Consider the following 18169-nt stretch of genomic DNA (forward strand, 5'->3'; position numbering starts at 1 on the left):
GGCCGCGTCAGCCTTCGACCCGTTTCTTGAGTTCCTTGAGGGCCGTATCGGTGATCACCTTCTCGGCCTTGCGTTTGAACATCCCGATCATCGGGATGGTGAGATCCACGGTCAGCTCGTACACCACCTGGGTGGTGCCGTCGGGCTGGTCGATGAGCTCGTAGGTGCCGTCCTGCGCCTTCTGCAGTTCGCCGCTGACCAGTTTCCAGCTCACCGCCCGGCCGTCGGCCCGCCAAGTGTAGGACAGCACGTAGGTGTCCTTGACGACGCCGGCGTCCAGCACGAATTTCGCCGTGCGGGCCCGCCCGTCGGGGAAGGTCTCCAGTACGTCCACCGATCGTGCCGCCGACACCCATTCCGGATACGACTGCAGATCGGCGATGACGGCCATCACCCGATCCGAGGGGGCATCGATGGTGATCGACCTCTGGGTCCGGTCGGCCATGACTGACAGCGTTTCCTTTCGACCTAGCGTGACGGCGCCACACCGGCCGGACGGCCGGCCTCCAGCCGCGATTTCACCTCGAACGACATCTTCTTGCCGGCCACCCGGCGGGAACGGTTGGCGGCCATCAGGGTTCGGGGCGAGAGCGCGGCCGCGCCCGGCGGTTCGGCGTGCATGAAGTAGTGCAGGATCACCCCGTCCAGCGACGGCTCCAGCCAGACCTCCATGGTGCCGGTCAGCGGGCCGCTGACCGACCAGCGAATTCCCTTGTCACCCCGGTCTTCTCGCACCTCGAGGGTGAGGTCGGGCCACCAGCGGTGCCACCGCGACCGGTCGGCCAGAACCTCGGCGACCGCGGCGCCGGACGCGGCGACGAAGGTCTGGTCGGCCACCTGGATGCTGCTCACGGCTGGGGCTCGCTGCTGCGCTCGCTCATGAAACCCGAGCCTACTGGGTCGGAGCCCGGAGGCGGTAACGCAGTGCCGGGCACGCGCGACGCGCCGCCGCACCCGGCCGGGGCGCCGGCTCGCTCACCGGCCGACGCCGTCGGATCCCACCGCGCCGGAATGCGCGCCGGGATCGAGCAGCGTCCGCAGCCGGCCGCCCAGGACATCCCAGCGCCACTGGTCGGCGACCCATTCGCGTCCGGCGGCGCCCATCCGCGCCGCGGCATCGCGGTCGGAGAGGATGCCGACGACGGCGTCGGCCACGGCTCGCTCGTCGCGCCCGTCGACCACCGTGCCGGTGCGGCCCTCGAGCACGGTTTCCGGTGCGCCACCGGAATTTCCGGCCACCACGGGCACACCCGTCGCCGACGCCTCCAGATAGACGATGCCGAGACCTTCCACGTCCAGCCCGGCGCCCCGGGTGCGCGAGGGCATCGCGAAGACGTCGGCGAGGGTGTGGTGGGCGGCCAGTTCGGCGGCGGGGACGCGACCGGTGAACACCACGTCCGCGTCCAGGTCCAGCGAGCGCACCAGCGCGCGCAACTTGTCCTCGTACGGGCCGCCACCGGCGATGACCAGCACCGCGCCGTCGATACGGCGGCGGATCTCGCGCATCGCCAGGATCAGCATGTCCTGGCCCTTGCGCGGGACCAGCCGCGACAGGCACAACACCGTCGGCCGCTCACCCAGGCCGTACCGGGCGCGCAGTTCCGCCCGCGCGGCGGGATCGGGGTGGAAGACGGTGCTGTCCACACCCGGCGGCAGATATTCCAGGGCCGCCTGGGCGCCGAATGCCGCGGCGAAACGCCGGCGGGTGTATTTGCTGACGTAGGTGACGACATCGGTGTGGTCGCCGATCACGCGCAGCACCTGCCGGGCGCCCGGCAGCATGGACCAGCCGACCTCGTGACCGTGGGTGCTGGCCACGACCCGGTCCGCACCGAGACGGCGCAGCGCCGGCGACATCAGTGCCAGCGGCGCGGCGGCACCGAACCAGACGGTGTCGCATCGGTGCTCGCGCAGCAATGTCGCGGCGCGGCGCAGCACCAGCGGCGTCGGCAGCATCAACGTGGTCGGGTGGCGCACCACCTCGAACGGCTGCTGGGCATCGAACCGCTGATGGGAGTCCCCGCGCCAGCGCGGTGCGTAGACGACCAGATCCTCCGGCGGCATCCGCAGCGCGAGCGAATGAACATACGACTGGATGCCACCCGGCCGGGGCGGAAAGTCGTTGGTGATCAACAGCGTGCGGCCCATGGGGGCGAGTCTATGGGTGTCCCCGCCGCGGCCGGTTCTACGGGTGCGGCCCGCGCGGGCGCTCGCGATGTGGCCGCCGCGGCCGAGCAGTCCTCAGGTCGCGACGCGGGCCTTGATCCAGTCACGCCAGGCGGAGACGAAGTCGGTGCGGCCGAGACCCACGGTGTCGCGCAGGCTGCGGTCCAGCGCGGCCTGGTCCTGCGGGCCGGTGGCCAGCCGACGGTAGAGAGCGACGAGTGCGGGCTCACCGAATCGGTCGGCGACGAAGGCGTTGGCCGACCACGCCTGTTCGTAGGCGAGGGCGGCGTCGGTGCCCAGGCTCGGCGCGAAGGCGGGGTCGCCGGGCAGGTCCGCGGGCAGGTCGCCGGAACGGGCGCGGGTGGTGACGGTCGGTGCCACCTGGGCGAAGCGCCGCTGGTCCCCGCGGTGGCCGCAGTATTCGGCGAATCCTTCGAGCACCCACTGCGGGGAGCCGTCGACGGTCCGGGCGCGGGCGGCGATGTGGGTGAGTTCGTGGCGCAGGGTTTCGCGCAGGCCGTCCGGGCCGAGCCGGCGCCCGGCATCGGATGCGAAGACGATTCGCTGACCAGCGGGCTGGGTGCCCGGCACGAACGGATCCGACACCGAGGCCGCGGCGACCTCGCCGGACACCGGACCGATGGCGTGGGTCAGCGCCGCGAATTCGGAGCTGCTCGAGGCGACGGCCACCACGGCTTCGTGGGCCCACTCGGTACCCCACACCTCGGAGACTGCCGTGACCGCCGGGCCGACCTCGCGGGCGAGCTGGTCGACGTCACCGCGCTGGTACGGATGTCCCAGCACCACCGACAGCTTGCCGTCGTCGCCCGAAACCTGTTGCGCGACAACGGGTCCGTACGAGCTCATGACGCGGCGCAACTCGGGCAGCTGGGGATCGGCGTGTGCCGGCGCGGCATCGGACTCCGCGGCGGCGGGCACGGTGCGCAGGCCCGTCTTGGGCAGCAACAACAAGGCGCCGCCGGCCGCGGTCAGCGCCACCACCACGGCGAGGGTGGCGACGAACTCGAAGCGCCCACGATGGGCCAGCCATGTCCGGATCCGCAACAATCCGCTCATACGACACGATCCTCACGTCGGTGTGATGACTCGCCGCCAGATTCTCGCAGTGTTTACGGCATTCCGATCCAGTATCGGCGCGCGGAATGGAAAGGCGTATTACCCATCGGCGCCACCGCGACCGGCACACCGAAGGTGGAGGCGTGCAGGATCATGCCATTCCCGGCATAGATGCCGACATGGGAGGCGTCCGAATAGAAGAACACCACGTCGCCGGGCTGCAACGAGTCGCGGGACACCGGCGTGCCGACCGTGGCCTGCGCCTGGCTGGTGCGCGGCAGATCGATGCCCACGTGATGGAAGGCCCACTGCACCAGGCCGGAGCAGTCGAACTGGTCGGGGCCGGTCGCGCCCCAGACATACGGGTCGCCGACGCGGGTCAATCCCGCGGCGAGCGCACTGGTTCCGCTACCGGGTACCAGACCGCGCAGCAGGGTGTCGCGGTCGAAACCGGGCGGGAACAGCGATCCGGCGAGGCTGGATTTCTCCCCGGCCGAAAGCGCACCCCAGGCCTGAATGACCTGGGCCATCGCGCCCTGCAGATCAGCGCGCTTGTGTTCGAGGTCCGCGCGCACCTGATCGGCCTTCTGCGCGGCGGCCTGCGCGGCGTCGGAGGCGGATTTGGCGGCGGTTTCGGCGGCAGTGGCCGAATCGGTGGCTTTGGAGAACTGCGCCAGTTGATCGGCCGTCTGCGTGGACAGCACGTCCAGCGTCGACATCTGGTCGAGCAACTGCTGCGGGGAATCGGAGACCAGCACCGAGAACAGCCGGTTGGTCCGGGCGCCCTGATAGGCGGCGATCGCGGTCCGGTCCACGGCCGGTTGATATTTGCGCACCTCGGCCTTGGCGGCGTCGAGGGCCTGGGTCGCGGTCGTGAGTTTGGCGTCGGCGTCGCGGGCCACGCCCTGTTTGGCTTCGAGATCGCCCTGCGCGGCCAGCGCCTGCTGATTGAGCTGCTCGGACTGATGCGACAACTCGATGAGCCGCTGCACCGCGTCACCGGCGGTGGCCGGTTGTTCCGCGGGAGCCGGATCGGCCGTCGCCAGGCCACCGGATGACGCTCCGAACATGAGCGCACCCACCGCCAGTGAGCCTCCGACCAGGCGTCTGGTTCTGTTGTTGCGTTGCGCGTTGCCCTTGTGCGCTGTCACGGCCTGCCGTGCCCCGTTCTCTCGTCCCGAGCTGGAAACCACGAAGGTCTCGATAAGGTTACGGAACGGCGACCGTCCATGTCCAGCAGGGCACGAAACGATCACGCCGTATACCCCGAATGCCCGGATCGGCGGTCCGAACTGTACGGAATGCGCCGATCCGGGCGGGGTGAATCAGTAGCGGCGAGCGCCCGCGACCGGCATCGAGGAGATCGGGGCAACCTTCACCGGCTCACCGGCGGTCGAGGCGTGCACCACGTTGCCGTCACCGACATACAGCGCGGAGTGGCTGCCGCCGTAGAAGGACACCACGTCACCGGGCTGCAGCGCGTCGAGCGAGACGGGGGCGCCTTCCTCGAGCTGTTCGTAGCTGGTGCGCGGCAGTTCGCGACCGGCCTGCTCGTAGGACCACTTCACCAGGCCCGAGCAGTCGAAGGCGTTCGGGCCGGCGGCGCCGTACGAGTAGGGAGCGCCGACCTTGGACAGGGCGGCGTCGGCCGCGCGCTGGCCGACGGTCTGCTGCGGCGCGAACGGCGCGGGAATGCCCGGGATCTGGATGCCCGGCGGGACGGCGCCCGGCGGAACGGCGCCGAGGACCTGATCGGGAACGTCGATGGTGCCGACGCCCGGTACGGTGACCGGCGCGGCTGCGGCGGTGGTCGCCGGGAGCAGCAGAACGCTGAGGGTTGCTGCGCCAACGGCTCCGGCCGCAACGGCCCGGCGGGCGGTACGAGGCAGCCCCTGAACCTGTCGCTTGATCGCCATGATGCGGTACTCCTCATCTGCCCCACGACGCCGCACCCGGTGGTGCGTCGGACTCCGTGAGGTCTCGAAAAGGTTACGAGGACATAACGGTGCGTTGTAAAGCCCCGGCGGTCCGGGGCGGGCTCGGGTATGAGCTTCCGCGCGACGGCATGCGAGATAGCTCACAGTAATCACGAAACGATAACGACGACCGACGCGACTTGCGTTTACCCAGGTGCGCTCCCCCTCGCGAACGGGCACGCCGACCCGAGGCCCGGGACGCACCCCGGGCGGGAAACCCCAAGTAGCCCACAGCATGTCCGGCAGAAACCAACCGAACAGTCCGCAGGTTTTGCGGCAAATACCGAGCAGCCGGGTCCGGCTACGCCAACGGCTTCGAAGACGCCGACAGCTCGCCACCATTCATAGCAATATCGAATTACCGTGACCCTGATCACTTTTCGGCATACTCGCGCAAACCGAACCTCGCACATCGCAAACCTCGCTCCGGCTCGACCGCCGGTGAGCATCAGGACCGATCCTGTCGGACCCTGCGCCTACGCTGCTCGCCGTGCCCTCCCCCGTTCCGCGACCGGCCCAGCTGGCCCTCGAACTCCCCGGTCACGGCGGTGACGAGCCCGAGCTCGCACTACACGACGTCACCTTCGTCGTGGTGGACCTGGAGACCACCGGAACCCGGCCCGAGGGGGACGCCATCACCGAGATCGGCGCGGTGAAGGTACGCGGCGGCGAAGTACTCGGCGAATTCGCGACGCTGGTCGACCCCGGCCGGGCGATCCCGCCACAGATCGTGCAGGTCACCGGCATCACCACCGCGATGGTGTCGGCGGCGCCGCGGATCGACGCGGTGCTGCCCGGATTTCTCGAATTCGCTTCGGGCGCCGTGCTCGTCGCCCACAACGCCCGCTTCGACATGTCGTTCCTGAAGGCGGCCGCCCAGCGCTGCGACACCGCGTGGCCGGCCTTCCAGGTGCTGTGCACGGTCCAGCTGGCGCGGCGCATCCTCGACCGCGACGAGGCACCGACGGTGCGGCTCTCGGCGCTGGCTCAGCTGCTCGGCGCCTCCACCCGGCCCACGCATCGCGCCCTCGATGATGCCCGCGCCACCGTGGACGTGCTGCACGCGCTGTTCGAGCGGGTCGGCAATCTCGGCGTCCAGACCCTGCCCGAATTGATCGACTATCTGCCGGAGGTCACGCGCCGCCAGCGCTCCAAACGCATCCTCGCCGCCGATCTGCCCGCCGCGCCGGGGGTGTATCTGTTCCGGGGCCCCTCGGAGGAGGTCCTCTATATAGGGACGGCGGTGAATCTGCGCCGGCGCGTGCGCAATTACTTCACCGGCTCCGAAACCCGGCCGCGGATGCGGGAAATGGTCATGCTCGCCACCCGCGTCGACCACGTCCGCTGCGCGCACGGCCTGGAAGCCGGAGTGCGCGAGCTGCGGCTGCTGGTGGCGCACACCCCGCCCTACAACCGGCGCTCGAAATTCCCCAAGCGCGCGTGGTGGCTGACCATGACCGACGAGCCGTTCCCCCGGTTCGCGGTCAGCCGGACTCCGACCGCAGATGCCTTGGGGCCCTTCGGTTCCCGCACCGATGCCACCGAGATCGCGGCGACTCTCGCGGAATACAGCGGCCTGCGCACCTGCACGACGCGCATCCCCCGCGGCGGTGTGCACGGCGGCGACTGTCCGCCCGCGGCCGTGGGCGGGTGCCCGGCGGCGATATTCGGCGAACGGGTGCCGGCCGCACAGTACGCGGCCGCGCCGCGGGCGGTACGGGATCTGTTCATCGGCCGCGACGACTCGCCCTTGCGTGCCATCGCCGCCCGCATCGACGAGTACGTCGCCGCGGAGCATTTCGAGGCCGCCGCCCGGCTGCGCGATCGCACCTGCGCCGTGGTCCGGGCGCTGCGGCGCACGCAGCGCCTGGCCGCCCTCGCCCGGATCGCCGAACTGATCGCGGCCCGCCCCGACGGCAGCGGCGGCTGGGAATTCGCGGTGATCCGCTACGGCCGCCTCGCCGCCGCCGGAACCGCCGCGCGCGGTATCCCACCGATGCCGGTGGTCGACAGTCTGGTCGCCGCCGCCGAGACGGTCCGCCCCGCCACAGTCACATCGGGCGCCTCCTCCCTGGAGCCGCGTATCCCCGCCGGGACCGACGATCTGCACGACCCGGACCACCCGCCGCTACGCGGCGCCCCGCCCGAGGAGACGGGCGTGATCGCCCGCTGGCTGGACCAACCCGGAACCCGCATCGTCCGCACCAGCGAGGGCTACCGGGAACCGCGTCTGGGTGCCGGCCCGTGGCTGGAGTGGGTGGAGCGGGCGGACACCGCGCTGCGCACGGAATCGGCGGCGGGCGAATACCTTTCCCGCACCAGCGCCTGAGCGAAACCCGGTCCGCCGGTGGTCACTCCCCCAGCGAGAAGCCGGCCTCCACATCCGCACTCGAATACGACTTGAAGGCGATATGGGTCGTCGTGCGCAGGACTCCGGCGGTCTTGTTCACCCGGCCGGTGACCACCTCGGCGATCTGTTCGTGATCGCGCACCCGCACCACCGCGATCAGGTCGACGTCTCCCGCGCAGGAGTAGACCTCGGCGACGCCGTCGAGATCGGCCAGTGCCTGCGCGGTTTCGGGAATCCGGGCCGCCTCGGCGTGGATCAGAACGATCGCGGTAATCATGAGCGCGAGTCTAATTGCGCGCCCGCAACGCACCCGCGGCGCGGCCGCACCGGCGCCGGACTGCCGGCGACGGCACCGCACCGGGCCGTAGACGCGACGAAGCCCCGAGCCGAATGATCGACTCGGGGCTCCGCTGCTGCGAACTCAGTGGCTGTGCTTGCCGCCGCTGCCGCTGGTCTGCTCCTGGTAGGTGGCCAGAACCTCCAGCTGCTTGTGCTCGGCTTCGTGCTCGCTCGCGGTGAGCGCCTCGGCCTCGGCGGCCGGATCGGCCCGCAGGAACGAACCCGGACCCGGCTTGCCGGCCCAGCCCAGCTTGTTCATCTTCTTCGGCACCGGCGCGCCCTGGTATTCCAGCGGAATCGGGTGGCCGTGCGAGTCGACCGGGCCCAGCGGCTGGTGCACCTCGATGTACTCACCGTGCGGCAGGCGCTTGATCACACCGGTCTCGATGCCGTGCTCGAGGACCGTGCGGTCGGCGCGCTGCAGGCCCAGGCACAACCGGTACGCCAGGAAGTAGGCGATCGGCGGCGCGACGAGCAGGGCGATACGGAAGAACCAGGTCGTCGCGTTCAGCGACACATCGAACTTCAGCGCGATGATGTCGTTGACACAGGCCAGGGTCAGCACCAGGTAGAAGGCGATGGCCATGGCGCCGATCGCGGTGCGCACCGGCACGTCGCGCGGACGCTGCAGGATGTTGTGGTTCACCGTGTCGCCGGTGAGGCGCTTCTCGATCCACGGGTAGGCGATCAGCACCATGAACACCAGGCCCATGATCAGTGCCACCCAGAACGGAGCCGGAACGGTGTAGCGGCCCAGATACAGCTCCCACGGCGGCATCAGACGGGCCATACCGTCGGTCCACATCATGTAGAAGTCGGGCTGCGAACCGGCCGACACCTGTGACGGGTTGTAGGGACCCAGGTTCCAGATCGGGTTGATCTGCAGCACACCACCCATGACGGCGAGCACGCCCAGGGTGAACATGAAGAACGCGCCCTGGTCGGCGGCGAACACCGGCACGATACGGGCACCGACCACGTTGTTCTCGGTGCGGCCCGGGCCGGGGAACTGGGTGTGCTTCTGGTACCAGACGATCGCCACGTGCGCCGCGATCAGCGCCAGCATGATGCCCGGGAACAGCAGCACGTGCGCGATGTAGAGGCGCGGGATGATGATCGTGCCCGGGAAGTCACCGCCGAAGATCAGCCAGTGCATCCAGGTGCCGACCAGCGGAATACCCATGGTGATACCACCGAAGGCGGCCCGCAGACCGGTACCCGACAGCAGGTCGTCGGGCAGCGAGTAACCGAAGAAGCCCTCGAACATCGCCAGGATCAGCAGCAGCGAGCCGATCACCCAGTTCGCCTCACGCGGCTTGCGGAACGCGCCGGTGAAGAAGATGCGGAACAGGTGGATGATGATCGAGCACGCGAACAGCAGCGCCGCCCAGTGGTGCACCTGGCGGACGAACAGGCCGCCGCGCACCTCGAAGGAGATGTTCAGCGCCGTCTCGTACGCCCGCGACATGGTGACGCCGCGCAGCGGCTGGTAGGCGCCGTGGTAGACGACCTCACTCATCGACGGGTCGAAGAACAGCGTCAGGTAGATACCCGACAGGATCAGGATGATGAAGGCGTAGAGCGCGATCTCACCCAGCAGGAACGACCAGTGGGTCGGGAAGACCTTGTTGATCGACCGTTTCACGAACGCCGCGGCACGATACCGCTCGTCCATCTCGTTGGCCTGTGCGACCACTTTGCTCGGACTCATGAACGACGCTCCCAGAAGGCCGGACCGAGCGGCTCGATGAAGTCGCCGTTGGCGACCAGGTAGCCGTCGGTGTTGACGGTGATGGGCAGCTGCGGCAGGGCGCGGGCGGCGGGACCGAAGATCGGCTTACCCCACTCGGTCGCCGAGAACTGCGACTGATGGCACGGGCACAGGATCCGGTTGGTCTGCTGCTCGTACAGCGACGTCGGGCAACCCAGGTGAGTGCAGATCTTCGAGTACGCCCAGTAGTCACCGAAGTTGAAGCTCTCCTGGCCCCTGCGCTTGATCGCCTTCTGCCCGTCCTCCGGGCGCAGGCGGATCAACATGACCGCGTTGCGGATGCCACGCAGCGACTGGAGGGTCTCCTCCTCGTTGCCACGCCATTCCTCTTTCCAGGGGAACACGGTCTCCATGGCGCCGGCGTCGAGGTCCTCCGGCCGCACCAGCACGATGTCCTCGGGCCGGCCGGTGTCCTTGCGCAGGTAGATGGTCTGGCCCGGGAAGTCCGGAGTCCAGCCCGACACCCACAGCGGGGACTTCATGCCCTTGGCCCACGGGTTCTTGATCATGCCGCCGACGAACAGGAACAGTGCGCCGATACCCAGCACACCCACGCCCAGTCCGGCGGTACGGGTGATCATCTTGCGACGACCCAGCGTCGAGGTCTCCAGCGCGTCCGACAGCTGCGCGCCCAGGGTGCGGCGGTCGACCTCGTCGGAGGGACCGTCGTGGCGGGTCTGGATGGAGATCTCGTTCGGGATGAACTTCTTGCGGATGATGACCGCGGCGACGCCGATGGCCAGCACCGCGATACCCAGCAGCAGGCCGTAGAGCGGCGTGGCCAGCGAGTACAGGCCGTTGCCGTCCTCGTTGCGGCCCTTGTACTCCCAGGGCCAGAACAGGTAGACGCCGATCAGCCCGGCCGCCGCGAGGGCGGAGATGGCGAACCAGAACGTCACGTGCCGCTCGGCCCGCTTCTCCGCGCGTGTGCCCGGAACCGGCCAGCGCGGAGCGCGGTAGACGACGTCGACACCGTCGCGCGCGGTACCGAGTTCGACCAGCTCGGCGGTCGACATCGCGTCGAGCTGCTCCTCGGTGGGGTTCAGGTTCACGCCCTTACCGCCGCCATCCTCAGGCCGGCTCATCTCGTTTCGCTCCTGTTCGCTCATGATCGCGATCCGATCCACATCGCGGCGCCGACCAGCACGATGATGCCGGCGACCCAGATGGCGATGGCCTCGGTCGCGGGACCGAAACCGCCCAGGCCGTATCCGGCCTCCGGCGTGGTCTCGGTGCGGTCCTTCACATAGGCCACGATGTCACGCTTCTCCTCCGGAGACAGCTGCCGGTCGGAGAATTTCGGCATGTTCTGCGGGCCGGTGAGCATCGCGGTGTAGATCTGCTGCTCGCTGGCCGGCTCCAGCGGCGGCGCGAACTTGCCGGAGGACAGCGCACCGCCCTTACCGGTGAAGTTGTGGCAGGACGCGCAGTTGAGGCGGAACAACTCGCCACCGCGGCCCAGGTCGGCCCCCTTGATCAGGGAATCCTGCGCGATCTCGCCATTCGGGTCGCGGACCACGGTCGGGCCGCCACCGTTGGCCGCCACGTACGCGCCCAGCGCGTCGGTCTGGCGGGCGTCGAACTTCGGGGGCTTGCGCTGGATCTGCGCGCCGTTGCCCGCGGCGGGCATGCGACCGGTGGATACCTGGAAGTAGACCGCCGCCTCGCCGACACCGATCAGGCTGGGGCCGCGGTCCTGCACACCCTGCAGGTTGGCGCCGTGACAGGTGATGCAGGAGGTCTCGTAGATCTGCTTACCCTCGCGGATCAGCGCCGACTGATCCTCGTTGGCCGTCGCGACCTGTGCGTGCGGGGTGAGCGCCGATGCCGCGAAGCCGGCTCCGACGAGGCCCATCAGAAGAACCAGACCGCCGGCGAGCTTGCGGCGCATCCGGCGCTGCTTGCGGGTCTTGATGGCCTGGTTGTTCTCAGCGCTGCCGATCCCGCTCGTGGGATCTGGCGCTGACGGGGGAGATGAACTCATCTGTGTCCCTTTGGAGTAGACGGAACCGACTTGTGCAAAGTGTGTATTTGTCGCGGACCGCGCGTGACGGCCGCCGCCCGGCTAGCGGACGAAGTAGATCGTGGCGAACAACCCGATCCAGACGATGTCGACGAAGTGCCAGTAGTAGGAGACGACGATGGCCGCGGTGGCCTGGGCCGGCGTGAACTTACTGACCTTGGTGCGAATCAGCAGGAAGATGAACGCGATGAGACCGCCGATGACGTGCAGACCGTGGAAGCCGGTGGTGATGAAGAACACCGAGCCGTAGATGCTGCTCGAGATGGTGGTGCCCTCTTGGTAGAGCGCGTGGTACTCGGTGCCCTGACCGGCCACGAAGAACGCGCCCATGAAGAAGGTGACCAGGTACCAGCGGCGCAGGCCGAAGACATCGCCGCGCTCGGCCGAGAACACACCCATCTGGCAGGTGAACGAAGAGGCGATCAGCACGGCCGTGACCGGCACGGCGAGCTTGAGGTTCAGCTCGGTCGGTTCCGGCGGCCAGTTGCCATGAGCCTGGGCACGAGCGACGAAGTACATGGCGAAGAGGCCGGCGAAGAACATCAGCTCGCTCGACAGCCAGATGATGGTTCCGACGCTGACCATGTTGGGCCGGTTCAGCGAATGCACACGCTGAGTAATGGCCGATCCTGGGGTCCCTACTGCGGTCGTCACGCCGGTAAGTATGACTCGTCGTAGTACGACAGGCGTAGCCGGGTGCGAATTCGGGGTGTCGGGCTCGGAATCGTCAGCGCGCGTGCGGGTCTGGGGGCCGGTTCGGCGGGTCCGGTGAACCGGCGGGTCCAGCACCGATGTCACTATGGTGACCAGCGGATATCGCGGGTATGGGATGCTGCGTCCGGGCGCGGAGGAAGGCGGGTGGAATGGGAATTCGATCGGTGTGGCAGCGGCTGTCGGGCCGGGGCGCGGCGACGGAATTGGATCCGGCACGAACGGATCTGGTGGTCGTTGTGTCCAGTTTCGACGACGCCGAAGCCTGCTCGAGCGCGCTCGATCGCGCGACCGCCTGGCGCGCCGACCAGCAGGCCCTGCTGCGTCATCATCTGCGCATTCCGCCCGCGGCCCGGGACGAGGTCGTGGACATCGCCGCCCAGGACGGATACTCCCCCGCCGAACCGCCCGTCCCCGGCGTCGAGCCCGACGGCCCGGCCGACGATGCGGCCGACGGTCGTATCGAACTGGTATTACAGCGGGTGCAAGTCCTGGATGCGCTGCACTGTTCGCAGGAACGTTCGCGGATGGCCGGGCTGGCACAGCGGCACGAGGGCACCGCGCTGGGCTGGGACGCCCTGCAGCCGGCGGCCCGTGCGGGATACGACGCCGAGCACAAAGAAATTGCCTCCGCCGATTAGGCTGCTAACCGGGCGGCCGACGGCACTCCTCGGCCTGCCTCCGCCCGCGCGGACGGCCGATGCGGGTGTCCGATCGCGAACGGGAGATGTGATGAGCGCGCGCAGCTGGCCCGAGATTCTCGGTGCCCTGACCGACGGGGTCGATCTGACCGCGGAGGAGGCGGCGTGGGCGATCGACGAGATCTTCTCCGACAACGCCACTCAGGCGCAGATCGCGGCCTTCGGCGTGGCCATCAAGATGAAAGGCCCCACCGCGATCGAGTTGTCCGGCCTCGCGACCGGCATGTTGAGCCATGCCCGGCGGGTCTCGCTCGATCTGGGCGCGGTCGATATCGTCGGCACCGGCGGCGATCGATCCGGCACGGTCAATATCTCCACGATGTCCTCGATCGTGGTGTCCGCGGCGGGCATTCCGGTGGTGAAGCACGGTAACCGGGCGGCGTCGTCGAAGAGCGGCGGCGCGGACGTGCTCGAGGCGCTGGGGGTGCGGATCGCGTTGAGCCCGGAGTCGGTGGCCCAGTGTGTGCGCGAGGTGGGCATCGGTTTCTGCTTCGCCCCGCTGTTTCATCCGGCGCTGCGGTTCGCCGGTCCGGCGCGCAAGGAGATCGGCATTCCGACCGTCTTCAACGTGCTGGGCCCGCTGACCAATCCGGCGCAGCCGAGCGCGGGCCTGATCGGGTGTGCCTTCGCCGAACTCGTCCCGGTGATCGCCGGGGCGTTCGCCGAACGCGGCGCCAACGCGCTGGTGGTGCGCGGTAACGACGGCCTCGACGAGATCACCACCGCCGATACCACCGACGTGTGGGTCGTCGCCGCGGGTGAGAAGTACGAGACCGTCATCGACCCCACGCGCCTGGGCATTCCCCGCGTGGATCCGGCGGCGCTGCGTGGCGGCGATGCGACGGTCAACGCCGCGATCGCCCGCGACATGTTCAACGGCGCCCCGGGGCCCGTCCGCGACGCGGTCCTGCTCAATTCCGCCGCCGCCATCGTCGCCTTCGAACTGACGCCGGAGACAGCCCGCACCGATATCCACGAGCTGCTGCGCCCGGCCCTGGAACGGGCGGCCGCGTCGGTCGACACCGGTGCGGCCACCCAACTGCTCGACCGCTGGGTGAAAGTGACCAACGAACTCGGCGAGTGACCACGAGCGACGGGGCGGATCTCCCCGTCGCCACCGGACATCACCTCAGATAGCGCACGATGCTTTCCGCGACGCACGCGGGCTTGTCCGCGCCTTCCAGTTCGATGGTGACCGTCCGCACCGCCTGGATGCCGCCGGGGATCTCGGAGACCGAGTCCAGGTGGACGCGGGCGCGGATGCGGCCGCCCGAGGGGACAGGCGTGATGAAGCGAACCTTGTTGAGCCCGTAGTTGATTCCCATCGTGATGCCGCCGACCGTGGTCGCCTGGTTGGTCAACGGCACCAGCAGCGACAGCGTGAGGAATCCGTGCGCGATGGTGTGTCCGTAGGGGCCCTGCGCGGCCTTCTCGGCGTCGACGTGGATCCACTGGTGGTCGCCGGTGGCGTCGGCGAAGGTGTCGATGCGGTCCTGGTCCACCTGCAACCAGTCGCTGACACCGAGTTCGGTGCCCACGGCCGCGGCGAGGGCGTCCAGATCGGCGAAATCGGTCATATCTCGTCCCTTTCGTGCTGCCGGCGCGCAAGCCGCCGGGTCACATGAAACGTTGCTTCAGTTCGCGTTTGAGCACCTTGTGCGTCGGACCCAGCGGCAACTCGGAGACGAACTCCACCCGCCGCGGGTACTTGTACCGTGCCACATGCTCACGACCGTAGGCGATCACTTCCTCGGCGGTCAGCGGTCCGGCGGGCACGACGACCGCCACGATCTCCTCGCCGTAGTTCTCGTCCGGCACCCCGATCACCGCCACCTGCGCGATCTTCGGATGCCGCAGCAGCGCCTCCTCCACTTCGGAGGGATAGACGTTGAATCCGCCGCGGATGATCATCTCCTTGATCCGGTCGACGATCCGCAGATAGCCCTGCTCGTCGCGCACGCCGAGGTCACCGGTGCGGAACCAGCCGTCGACCACGGCACGCGCGCTCGCCTCCGGATTGCCGGTGTAACCGCTGAACACGTTGTGCCCGCGCACCACCACCTCACCGACGCTGCCGGTCGGCAGCAACTCGATGCGGTCGGTGATACCGGGATCGGCGATCTCGACGTCCACCCCCCACACCGGATGTCCGACGGTGCCGGCCCGCGGTCCGAAGACCGGTTGATTCACCGCGGCGGTCGGCGAGGTCTCCGACAGCCCGTAGCCCTCGAGAATCTGCGCGTCGAACACCTCCTCGAACCGCTCCAGCACCGGCAGCGGTAGTGCCGCGCCACCGGAGATGCACAACCGCAGCGCCGGAAGTTCGGTGGCGTCGGCGGCAGCCTCGACCAGCCCGTGATACATCGTCGGGACGCCGTTGAAGATACTGACCCGCTCGGCCACCATCAGCCGAATCGCCTCGGGGGCGGTGAATCGCGGCATCAGCACCACGGTGGCGCCCACGCGCCAATTGGAATTCATGGCGACCGTCTGCCCGAAGACGTGAAACAGCGGCAACGCGCCCAGGGCGATGTCCTCGGCGCGAACGTTGTTGGCGTCGAACGCGTTCACGGTGGCGCACATGACCATATTGAGATGGCTCAGCTCCGCGCCTTTGGGCCGGCCGGTGGTGCCGCTGGTGTAGAACACGACCGCGGTGTCCAGCGGGGATCGCGGGACGAACAGCGCAATCGCGTCGTCGGCGAGGTCTTCCGGCCGCAGACAGGCGATTCCGGCCCGCCGGGCCGCTTCCGCGCCGACCGATTCCACCTGCGGATGGCAGATCAGCAGCGTCGCCCCGCTGTCGCGCAGGACGAATTCGGCCTCGTCGGCGGTGAGCAGCAGATGCACCGGCACCACCGTCGCCCCGGCCGCGAGGATCGCGTAATAGGCCCGGGGGAATTCGGCGGTATTCGGGCACATGAGCGCGACCCGGTCCCCCGGCCGGATGCCGCGCCCGATCAGCGCGCCAGCCTGTTCCCTTGCCGCACGCCACAATTCGGCGAAGGTGAGCCGGCGGTCGCCTTCGATGAGCGCGACGTGATCGGGCCGGCGCCGCGCCGGTTCGGCGAGGATGCTCGCCAGCGACAGCGTCGCGTTCACAGCCCCATATCCTTGGCGATGATCATCTTCATGACCTCGTTCGTCCCGCCGTAGATGCGATTGACCCGATTGTCGGCATACAGCCGGGCGATCGGATATTCGTTGATGAATCCGTAGCCGCCGTGCAGTTGCAGGCAGCGGTCGACGACGCGCGCGGCGACCTCGGTGCAGAACAGTTTCGCCGAGGCGGCGTCGGCGGCGCTCAGTTCACCGGCGTCGAGGGCGTCGAGGGCCCGATCCACCACGGCCTCGGCCGCGTCGACCTCGGCCTTGCAGGCGGCGAGTTCGAATTTGGTGTTCTGGAACGAGGCGACGGGTTTGCCGAAGACGTTGCGCTGCTGTGTGTATTCCCGCGCGAACCGCACCGCGGCCGCGGCCTGGGCGTAGGCGCCGACGGCGATGGAGAGCCGTTCCTGCGGGAGGTTCTGGCCGAGGTAGGAGAAGCCCTTGTTCTCCTCGCCCAGCAGGTCCTCGACGGGAACGCGCACATCGGTGAAGTTCAGCTCGGCGGTGTCGGAAACCCTGAGCCCGAGCTTGTCGAGTTTGCGGCCGACCGTGTACCCCGGCGACGTCGTGTCGACCACCAGCAGGGAGATCCCGAAGCGGCGGTCGTCCTCGCGGGGCGGCGCGGTGCGGGCACAGACGATCACGCGGTCGGCGTTCACACCACCGGTGATGAACGTCTTCGCGCCGTTCAGCACGTAATGCGTGCCGTCCTCGGAAAGTTTGGCGGTGGTACGCATTCCGGCCAGATCCGATCCGGTACCCGGTTCGGTCATGGCGATGGCGAACATGATCTCACCCGCGGCGAATCCCGGCAGCCAGCGTTGTTTCTGCTCGTCGGTGGCGAGCTTCTTCAGGTACGGCAGGCACAGGCCGACGTGCACACTCGATCCGCCGAAGGACACGCCGGCGCGTGCCGCCTCCTCCATCAGGACGGCCTGGAATTTGAACGATTCGATGCCGGCCCCGCCGAATTCCTCCGGCACCTCGATGCCGAAGACGCCCAATTCGGCCATCTTGTAATAGAACTCGCGGGGCACGATGCCCGCCTCGTACCACTTGTCGTAGACCGGGACCACTTCGGTGTCGACGAATTTGCGGACGGTGCCGCGGAAGGCTTCGTGGTCATCGGTGTAGCTGGTTCTGCGCATGATGTTCTCCGTAGGTTGTTCGGCGGCCCGGAAAGGTGTCAGAGCCGACGGCCGCCGTCGACGTAAATGGTCTGGCCGGTGATGAAGGACGCCTCATCGGAAGCGAGGAAGGCCACGGTGTTCGCGATGTCCTCGGGGCGCCCGACCCGGCGTACGGGAGTGATCTCGGCCGATTTCGCCTGCCACTCCTCGACCGTCACACCGACCCGGGCCGCGGTGGCGGCCGTCATCTCGGTGACGATGAAGCCCGGCGCCACCGCGTTGACGTTGATGCCGTACGGGCCCAGTTCGATCGCCAGGGTGCGCGTCAGTCCCTGGATGCCCATCTTGGCGGCCGAGTAGTTGGCCTGGCCGCGATTGCCGAGCGCGGAGACGCTGGAGGTGTTGACGATCTTGCCGTAACGCTTCGCGACCATATGCCGTTGTGCCGCACGCGAACACAGGAAGGCGCCGCGCAGGTGGACCGACATCACCGTGTCCCAGTCGTCGGCCGACATCTTGAACAGCAGGTTGTCGCGCAGCACGCCGGCGTTGTTGACCAGGATGTCGAGCGATCCCAGTTCGGCGGCGACACTGTCGAAGGCGGCGTCGACGCTCGCCTCGTCGGTCACGTCGCAGGCCAGCGGGACGGCCACTCCACCGGCCGCGAAGATCTCGTCCGCCGTTGTCTTGCAGGCGTTCTCGTCGAGATCGGCGATGGCGACGGCCGCACCGTCGGCTGCGAGCCGGGCCGCGGTGGCCGCGCCGATGCCCCGGGCCGCCCCGGTCACGACGGCGACTCTGCGCTGATCAGACATGG

Annotated in this window: 18 protein-coding genes; 3 read left to right on the forward strand and 15 right to left on the reverse strand. The window is 68.7% G+C overall.

Annotation, left to right across the window (positions count from 1 at the left end; all coding sequences use genetic code 11):
• Positions 1-7 precede the first annotated feature (7 nt).
• From NMI01S_RS35350 to NMI01S_RS19335, 6 genes are all read right to left on the reverse strand, one after another.
• Complete coding sequence (locus NMI01S_RS35350) at positions 8-445, reverse strand: SRPBCC family protein (RefSeq protein WP_036500238.1); 438 nt, start codon at positions 443-445, stop codon at positions 8-10.
• A gap of 23 nt (positions 446-468) precedes the next feature.
• Positions 469-852 (reverse strand): hypothetical protein, encoded by a 384-nt coding sequence (locus NMI01S_RS19315; RefSeq protein WP_036500236.1) that lies wholly within the window; start codon positions 850-852, stop codon positions 469-471.
• A gap of 123 nt (positions 853-975) precedes the next feature.
• Positions 976-2148 carry a glycosyltransferase family 4 protein gene (locus NMI01S_RS19320; RefSeq protein WP_062999105.1) on the reverse strand — a complete coding sequence of 391 codons (1173 nt, stop codon included), beginning with the start codon at positions 2146-2148 and terminating at the stop codon, positions 976-978.
• A 93-nt stretch (positions 2149-2241) separates the two neighbouring features.
• A complete protein-coding gene (locus tag NMI01S_RS19325; RefSeq protein WP_062999106.1) occupies positions 2242-3243 on the reverse strand; it encodes a hypothetical protein in 1002 nt (333 codons plus the stop codon).
• Between the two features lie 53 nt (positions 3244-3296).
• Positions 3297-4313: an NlpC/P60 family protein gene (locus tag NMI01S_RS19330; protein ID WP_062999855.1), complete on the reverse strand. Its 1017-nt coding sequence runs from the start codon at positions 4311-4313 to the stop codon at positions 3297-3299.
• 255 nt (positions 4314-4568) lie between these two features.
• The gene (locus tag NMI01S_RS19335) at positions 4569-5159 is read right to left on the reverse strand and encodes a C40 family peptidase (protein WP_062999108.1); all 591 of its coding nucleotides are present in this window, start codon (positions 5157-5159) and stop codon (positions 4569-4571) included.
• 550 nt (positions 5160-5709) lie between these two features.
• Here NMI01S_RS19335 and NMI01S_RS19340 point away from each other — a divergent pair.
• Positions 5710-7548, forward strand: a complete 1839-nt coding sequence (locus NMI01S_RS19340; protein WP_084513081.1) for a DEDD exonuclease domain-containing protein — start codon at positions 5710-5712, stop codon at positions 7546-7548.
• A gap of 22 nt (positions 7549-7570) precedes the next feature.
• On the opposite strand, the gene NMI01S_RS19345 is transcribed toward NMI01S_RS19340, so the two are convergent.
• The 5 genes from NMI01S_RS19345 to ctaE all read right to left on the reverse strand — a co-directional run bounded on the left by NMI01S_RS19345 (position 7571) and on the right by ctaE (position 12356).
• Positions 7571-7846: an Lrp/AsnC family transcriptional regulator gene (locus tag NMI01S_RS19345; RefSeq protein WP_036500227.1), complete on the reverse strand. Its 276-nt coding sequence runs from the start codon at positions 7844-7846 to the stop codon at positions 7571-7573.
• 144 nt (positions 7847-7990) lie between these two features.
• The gene (gene qcrB / locus NMI01S_RS19350) at positions 7991-9619 is read right to left on the reverse strand and encodes a cytochrome bc1 complex cytochrome b subunit (protein ID WP_062999110.1); all 1629 of its coding nucleotides are present in this window, start codon (positions 9617-9619) and stop codon (positions 7991-7993) included.
• Positions 9616-10788, reverse strand: coding sequence for a cytochrome bc1 complex Rieske iron-sulfur subunit (qcrA, locus tag NMI01S_RS19355; RefSeq protein WP_084513129.1), 1173 nt, complete (start codon positions 10786-10788; stop codon positions 9616-9618). The genes qcrB and qcrA overlap by 4 nt, the downstream gene beginning before the upstream one ends.
• Positions 10785-11663, reverse strand: coding sequence for a cytochrome bc1 complex diheme cytochrome c subunit (gene qcrC, locus NMI01S_RS19360; protein ID WP_084513082.1), 879 nt, complete (start codon positions 11661-11663; stop codon positions 10785-10787). The genes qcrA and qcrC overlap by 4 nt, the downstream gene beginning before the upstream one ends.
• Positions 11664-11744: 81 nt before the next feature.
• Positions 11745-12356, reverse strand: a complete 612-nt coding sequence (gene ctaE / locus NMI01S_RS19365) for an aa3-type cytochrome oxidase subunit III (protein WP_062999114.1) — start codon at positions 12354-12356, stop codon at positions 11745-11747.
• A gap of 209 nt (positions 12357-12565) precedes the next feature.
• On the opposite strand from ctaE, the gene NMI01S_RS19370 reads away from it, so the two are divergent.
• Positions 12566-13054: a hypothetical protein gene (locus NMI01S_RS19370; protein WP_062999116.1), complete on the forward strand. Its 489-nt coding sequence runs from the start codon at positions 12566-12568 to the stop codon at positions 13052-13054.
• Between the two features lie 91 nt (positions 13055-13145).
• Positions 13146-14198 (forward strand): anthranilate phosphoribosyltransferase, encoded by a 1053-nt coding sequence (trpD, locus tag NMI01S_RS19375; protein WP_062999118.1) that lies wholly within the window; start codon positions 13146-13148, stop codon positions 14196-14198.
• A 40-nt stretch (positions 14199-14238) separates the two neighbouring features.
• Here trpD and NMI01S_RS19380 read toward each other — a convergent pair whose 3' ends face one another.
• The 4 genes from NMI01S_RS19380 to fabG are packed head-to-tail and all read right to left on the reverse strand — an operon-like array spanning position 14239 to position 18167.
• Positions 14239-14691: a MaoC family dehydratase gene (locus NMI01S_RS19380; protein WP_062999120.1), complete on the reverse strand. Its 453-nt coding sequence runs from the start codon at positions 14689-14691 to the stop codon at positions 14239-14241.
• A 40-nt stretch (positions 14692-14731) separates the two neighbouring features.
• Positions 14732-16216, reverse strand: coding sequence for a long-chain-fatty-acid--CoA ligase (locus tag NMI01S_RS19385; RefSeq protein ID WP_062999122.1), 1485 nt, complete (start codon positions 16214-16216; stop codon positions 14732-14734).
• Positions 16213-17370 (reverse strand): acyl-CoA dehydrogenase family protein, encoded by a 1158-nt coding sequence (locus tag NMI01S_RS19390; protein WP_062999124.1) that lies wholly within the window; start codon positions 17368-17370, stop codon positions 16213-16215. The genes NMI01S_RS19385 and NMI01S_RS19390 overlap by 4 nt, the downstream gene beginning before the upstream one ends.
• Before the next feature lie 38 nt (positions 17371-17408).
• On the reverse strand, positions 17409-18167 hold the full coding sequence (gene fabG, locus NMI01S_RS19395) for a 3-oxoacyl-ACP reductase FabG (RefSeq protein ID WP_062999126.1): 759 nt from the start codon (positions 18165-18167) through the stop codon (positions 17409-17411).
• Between the last annotated feature and the right edge of the window lie 2 nt (positions 18168-18169).

The sequence above is a fragment of the Nocardia mikamii NBRC 108933 genome (genome assembly GCF_001613505.1).
GTDB lineage: Bacteria > Actinomycetota > Actinomycetes > Mycobacteriales > Mycobacteriaceae > Nocardia > Nocardia mikamii.

Bases quoted from the DNA above. Each gene is read 5' to 3' on its own strand.
- NMI01S_RS19390 (WP_062999124.1), bottom strand. From the start codon at position 17,370: ATGCGCAGAACCAGCTACACCGATGACCACGAAGCCTTCCGCGGCACC.
- NMI01S_RS35350 (WP_036500238.1), bottom strand. From the start codon at position 445: ATGGCCGACCGGACCCAGAGGTCGATCACCATCGATGCCCCCTCGGAT.
- NMI01S_RS19325 (WP_062999106.1), bottom strand. From the start codon at position 3,243: ATGAGCGGATTGTTGCGGATCCGGACATGGCTGGCCCATCGTGGGCGC.
- qcrB (WP_062999110.1), bottom strand. From the start codon at position 9,619: ATGAGTCCGAGCAAAGTGGTCGCACAGGCCAACGAGATGGACGAGCGG.
- NMI01S_RS19335 (WP_062999108.1), bottom strand. From the start codon at position 5,159: ATGGCGATCAAGCGACAGGTTCAGGGGCTGCCTCGTACCGCCCGCCGG.
- NMI01S_RS19320 (WP_062999105.1), bottom strand. From the start codon at position 2,148: ATGGGCCGCACGCTGTTGATCACCAACGACTTTCCGCCCCGGCCGGGT.
- NMI01S_RS19370 (WP_062999116.1), top strand. From the start codon at position 12,566: ATGGGAATTCGATCGGTGTGGCAGCGGCTGTCGGGCCGGGGCGCGGCG.
- fabG (WP_062999126.1), bottom strand. From the start codon at position 18,167: ATGTCTGATCAGCGCAGAGTCGCCGTCGTGACCGGGGCGGCCCGGGGC.
- NMI01S_RS19345 (WP_036500227.1), bottom strand. From the start codon at position 7,846: ATGATTACCGCGATCGTTCTGATCCACGCCGAGGCGGCCCGGATTCCC.
- qcrA (WP_084513129.1), bottom strand. From the start codon at position 10,788: ATGAGCGAACAGGAGCGAAACGAGATGAGCCGGCCTGAGGATGGCGGC.
- trpD (WP_062999118.1), top strand. From the start codon at position 13,146: ATGAGCGCGCGCAGCTGGCCCGAGATTCTCGGTGCCCTGACCGACGGG.
- qcrC (WP_084513082.1), bottom strand. From the start codon at position 11,663: ATGAGTTCATCTCCCCCGTCAGCGCCAGATCCCACGAGCGGGATCGGC.
- NMI01S_RS19380 (WP_062999120.1), bottom strand. From the start codon at position 14,691: ATGACCGATTTCGCCGATCTGGACGCCCTCGCCGCGGCCGTGGGCACC.
- NMI01S_RS19330 (WP_062999855.1), bottom strand. From the start codon at position 4,313: ATGTTCGGAGCGTCATCCGGTGGCCTGGCGACGGCCGATCCGGCTCCC.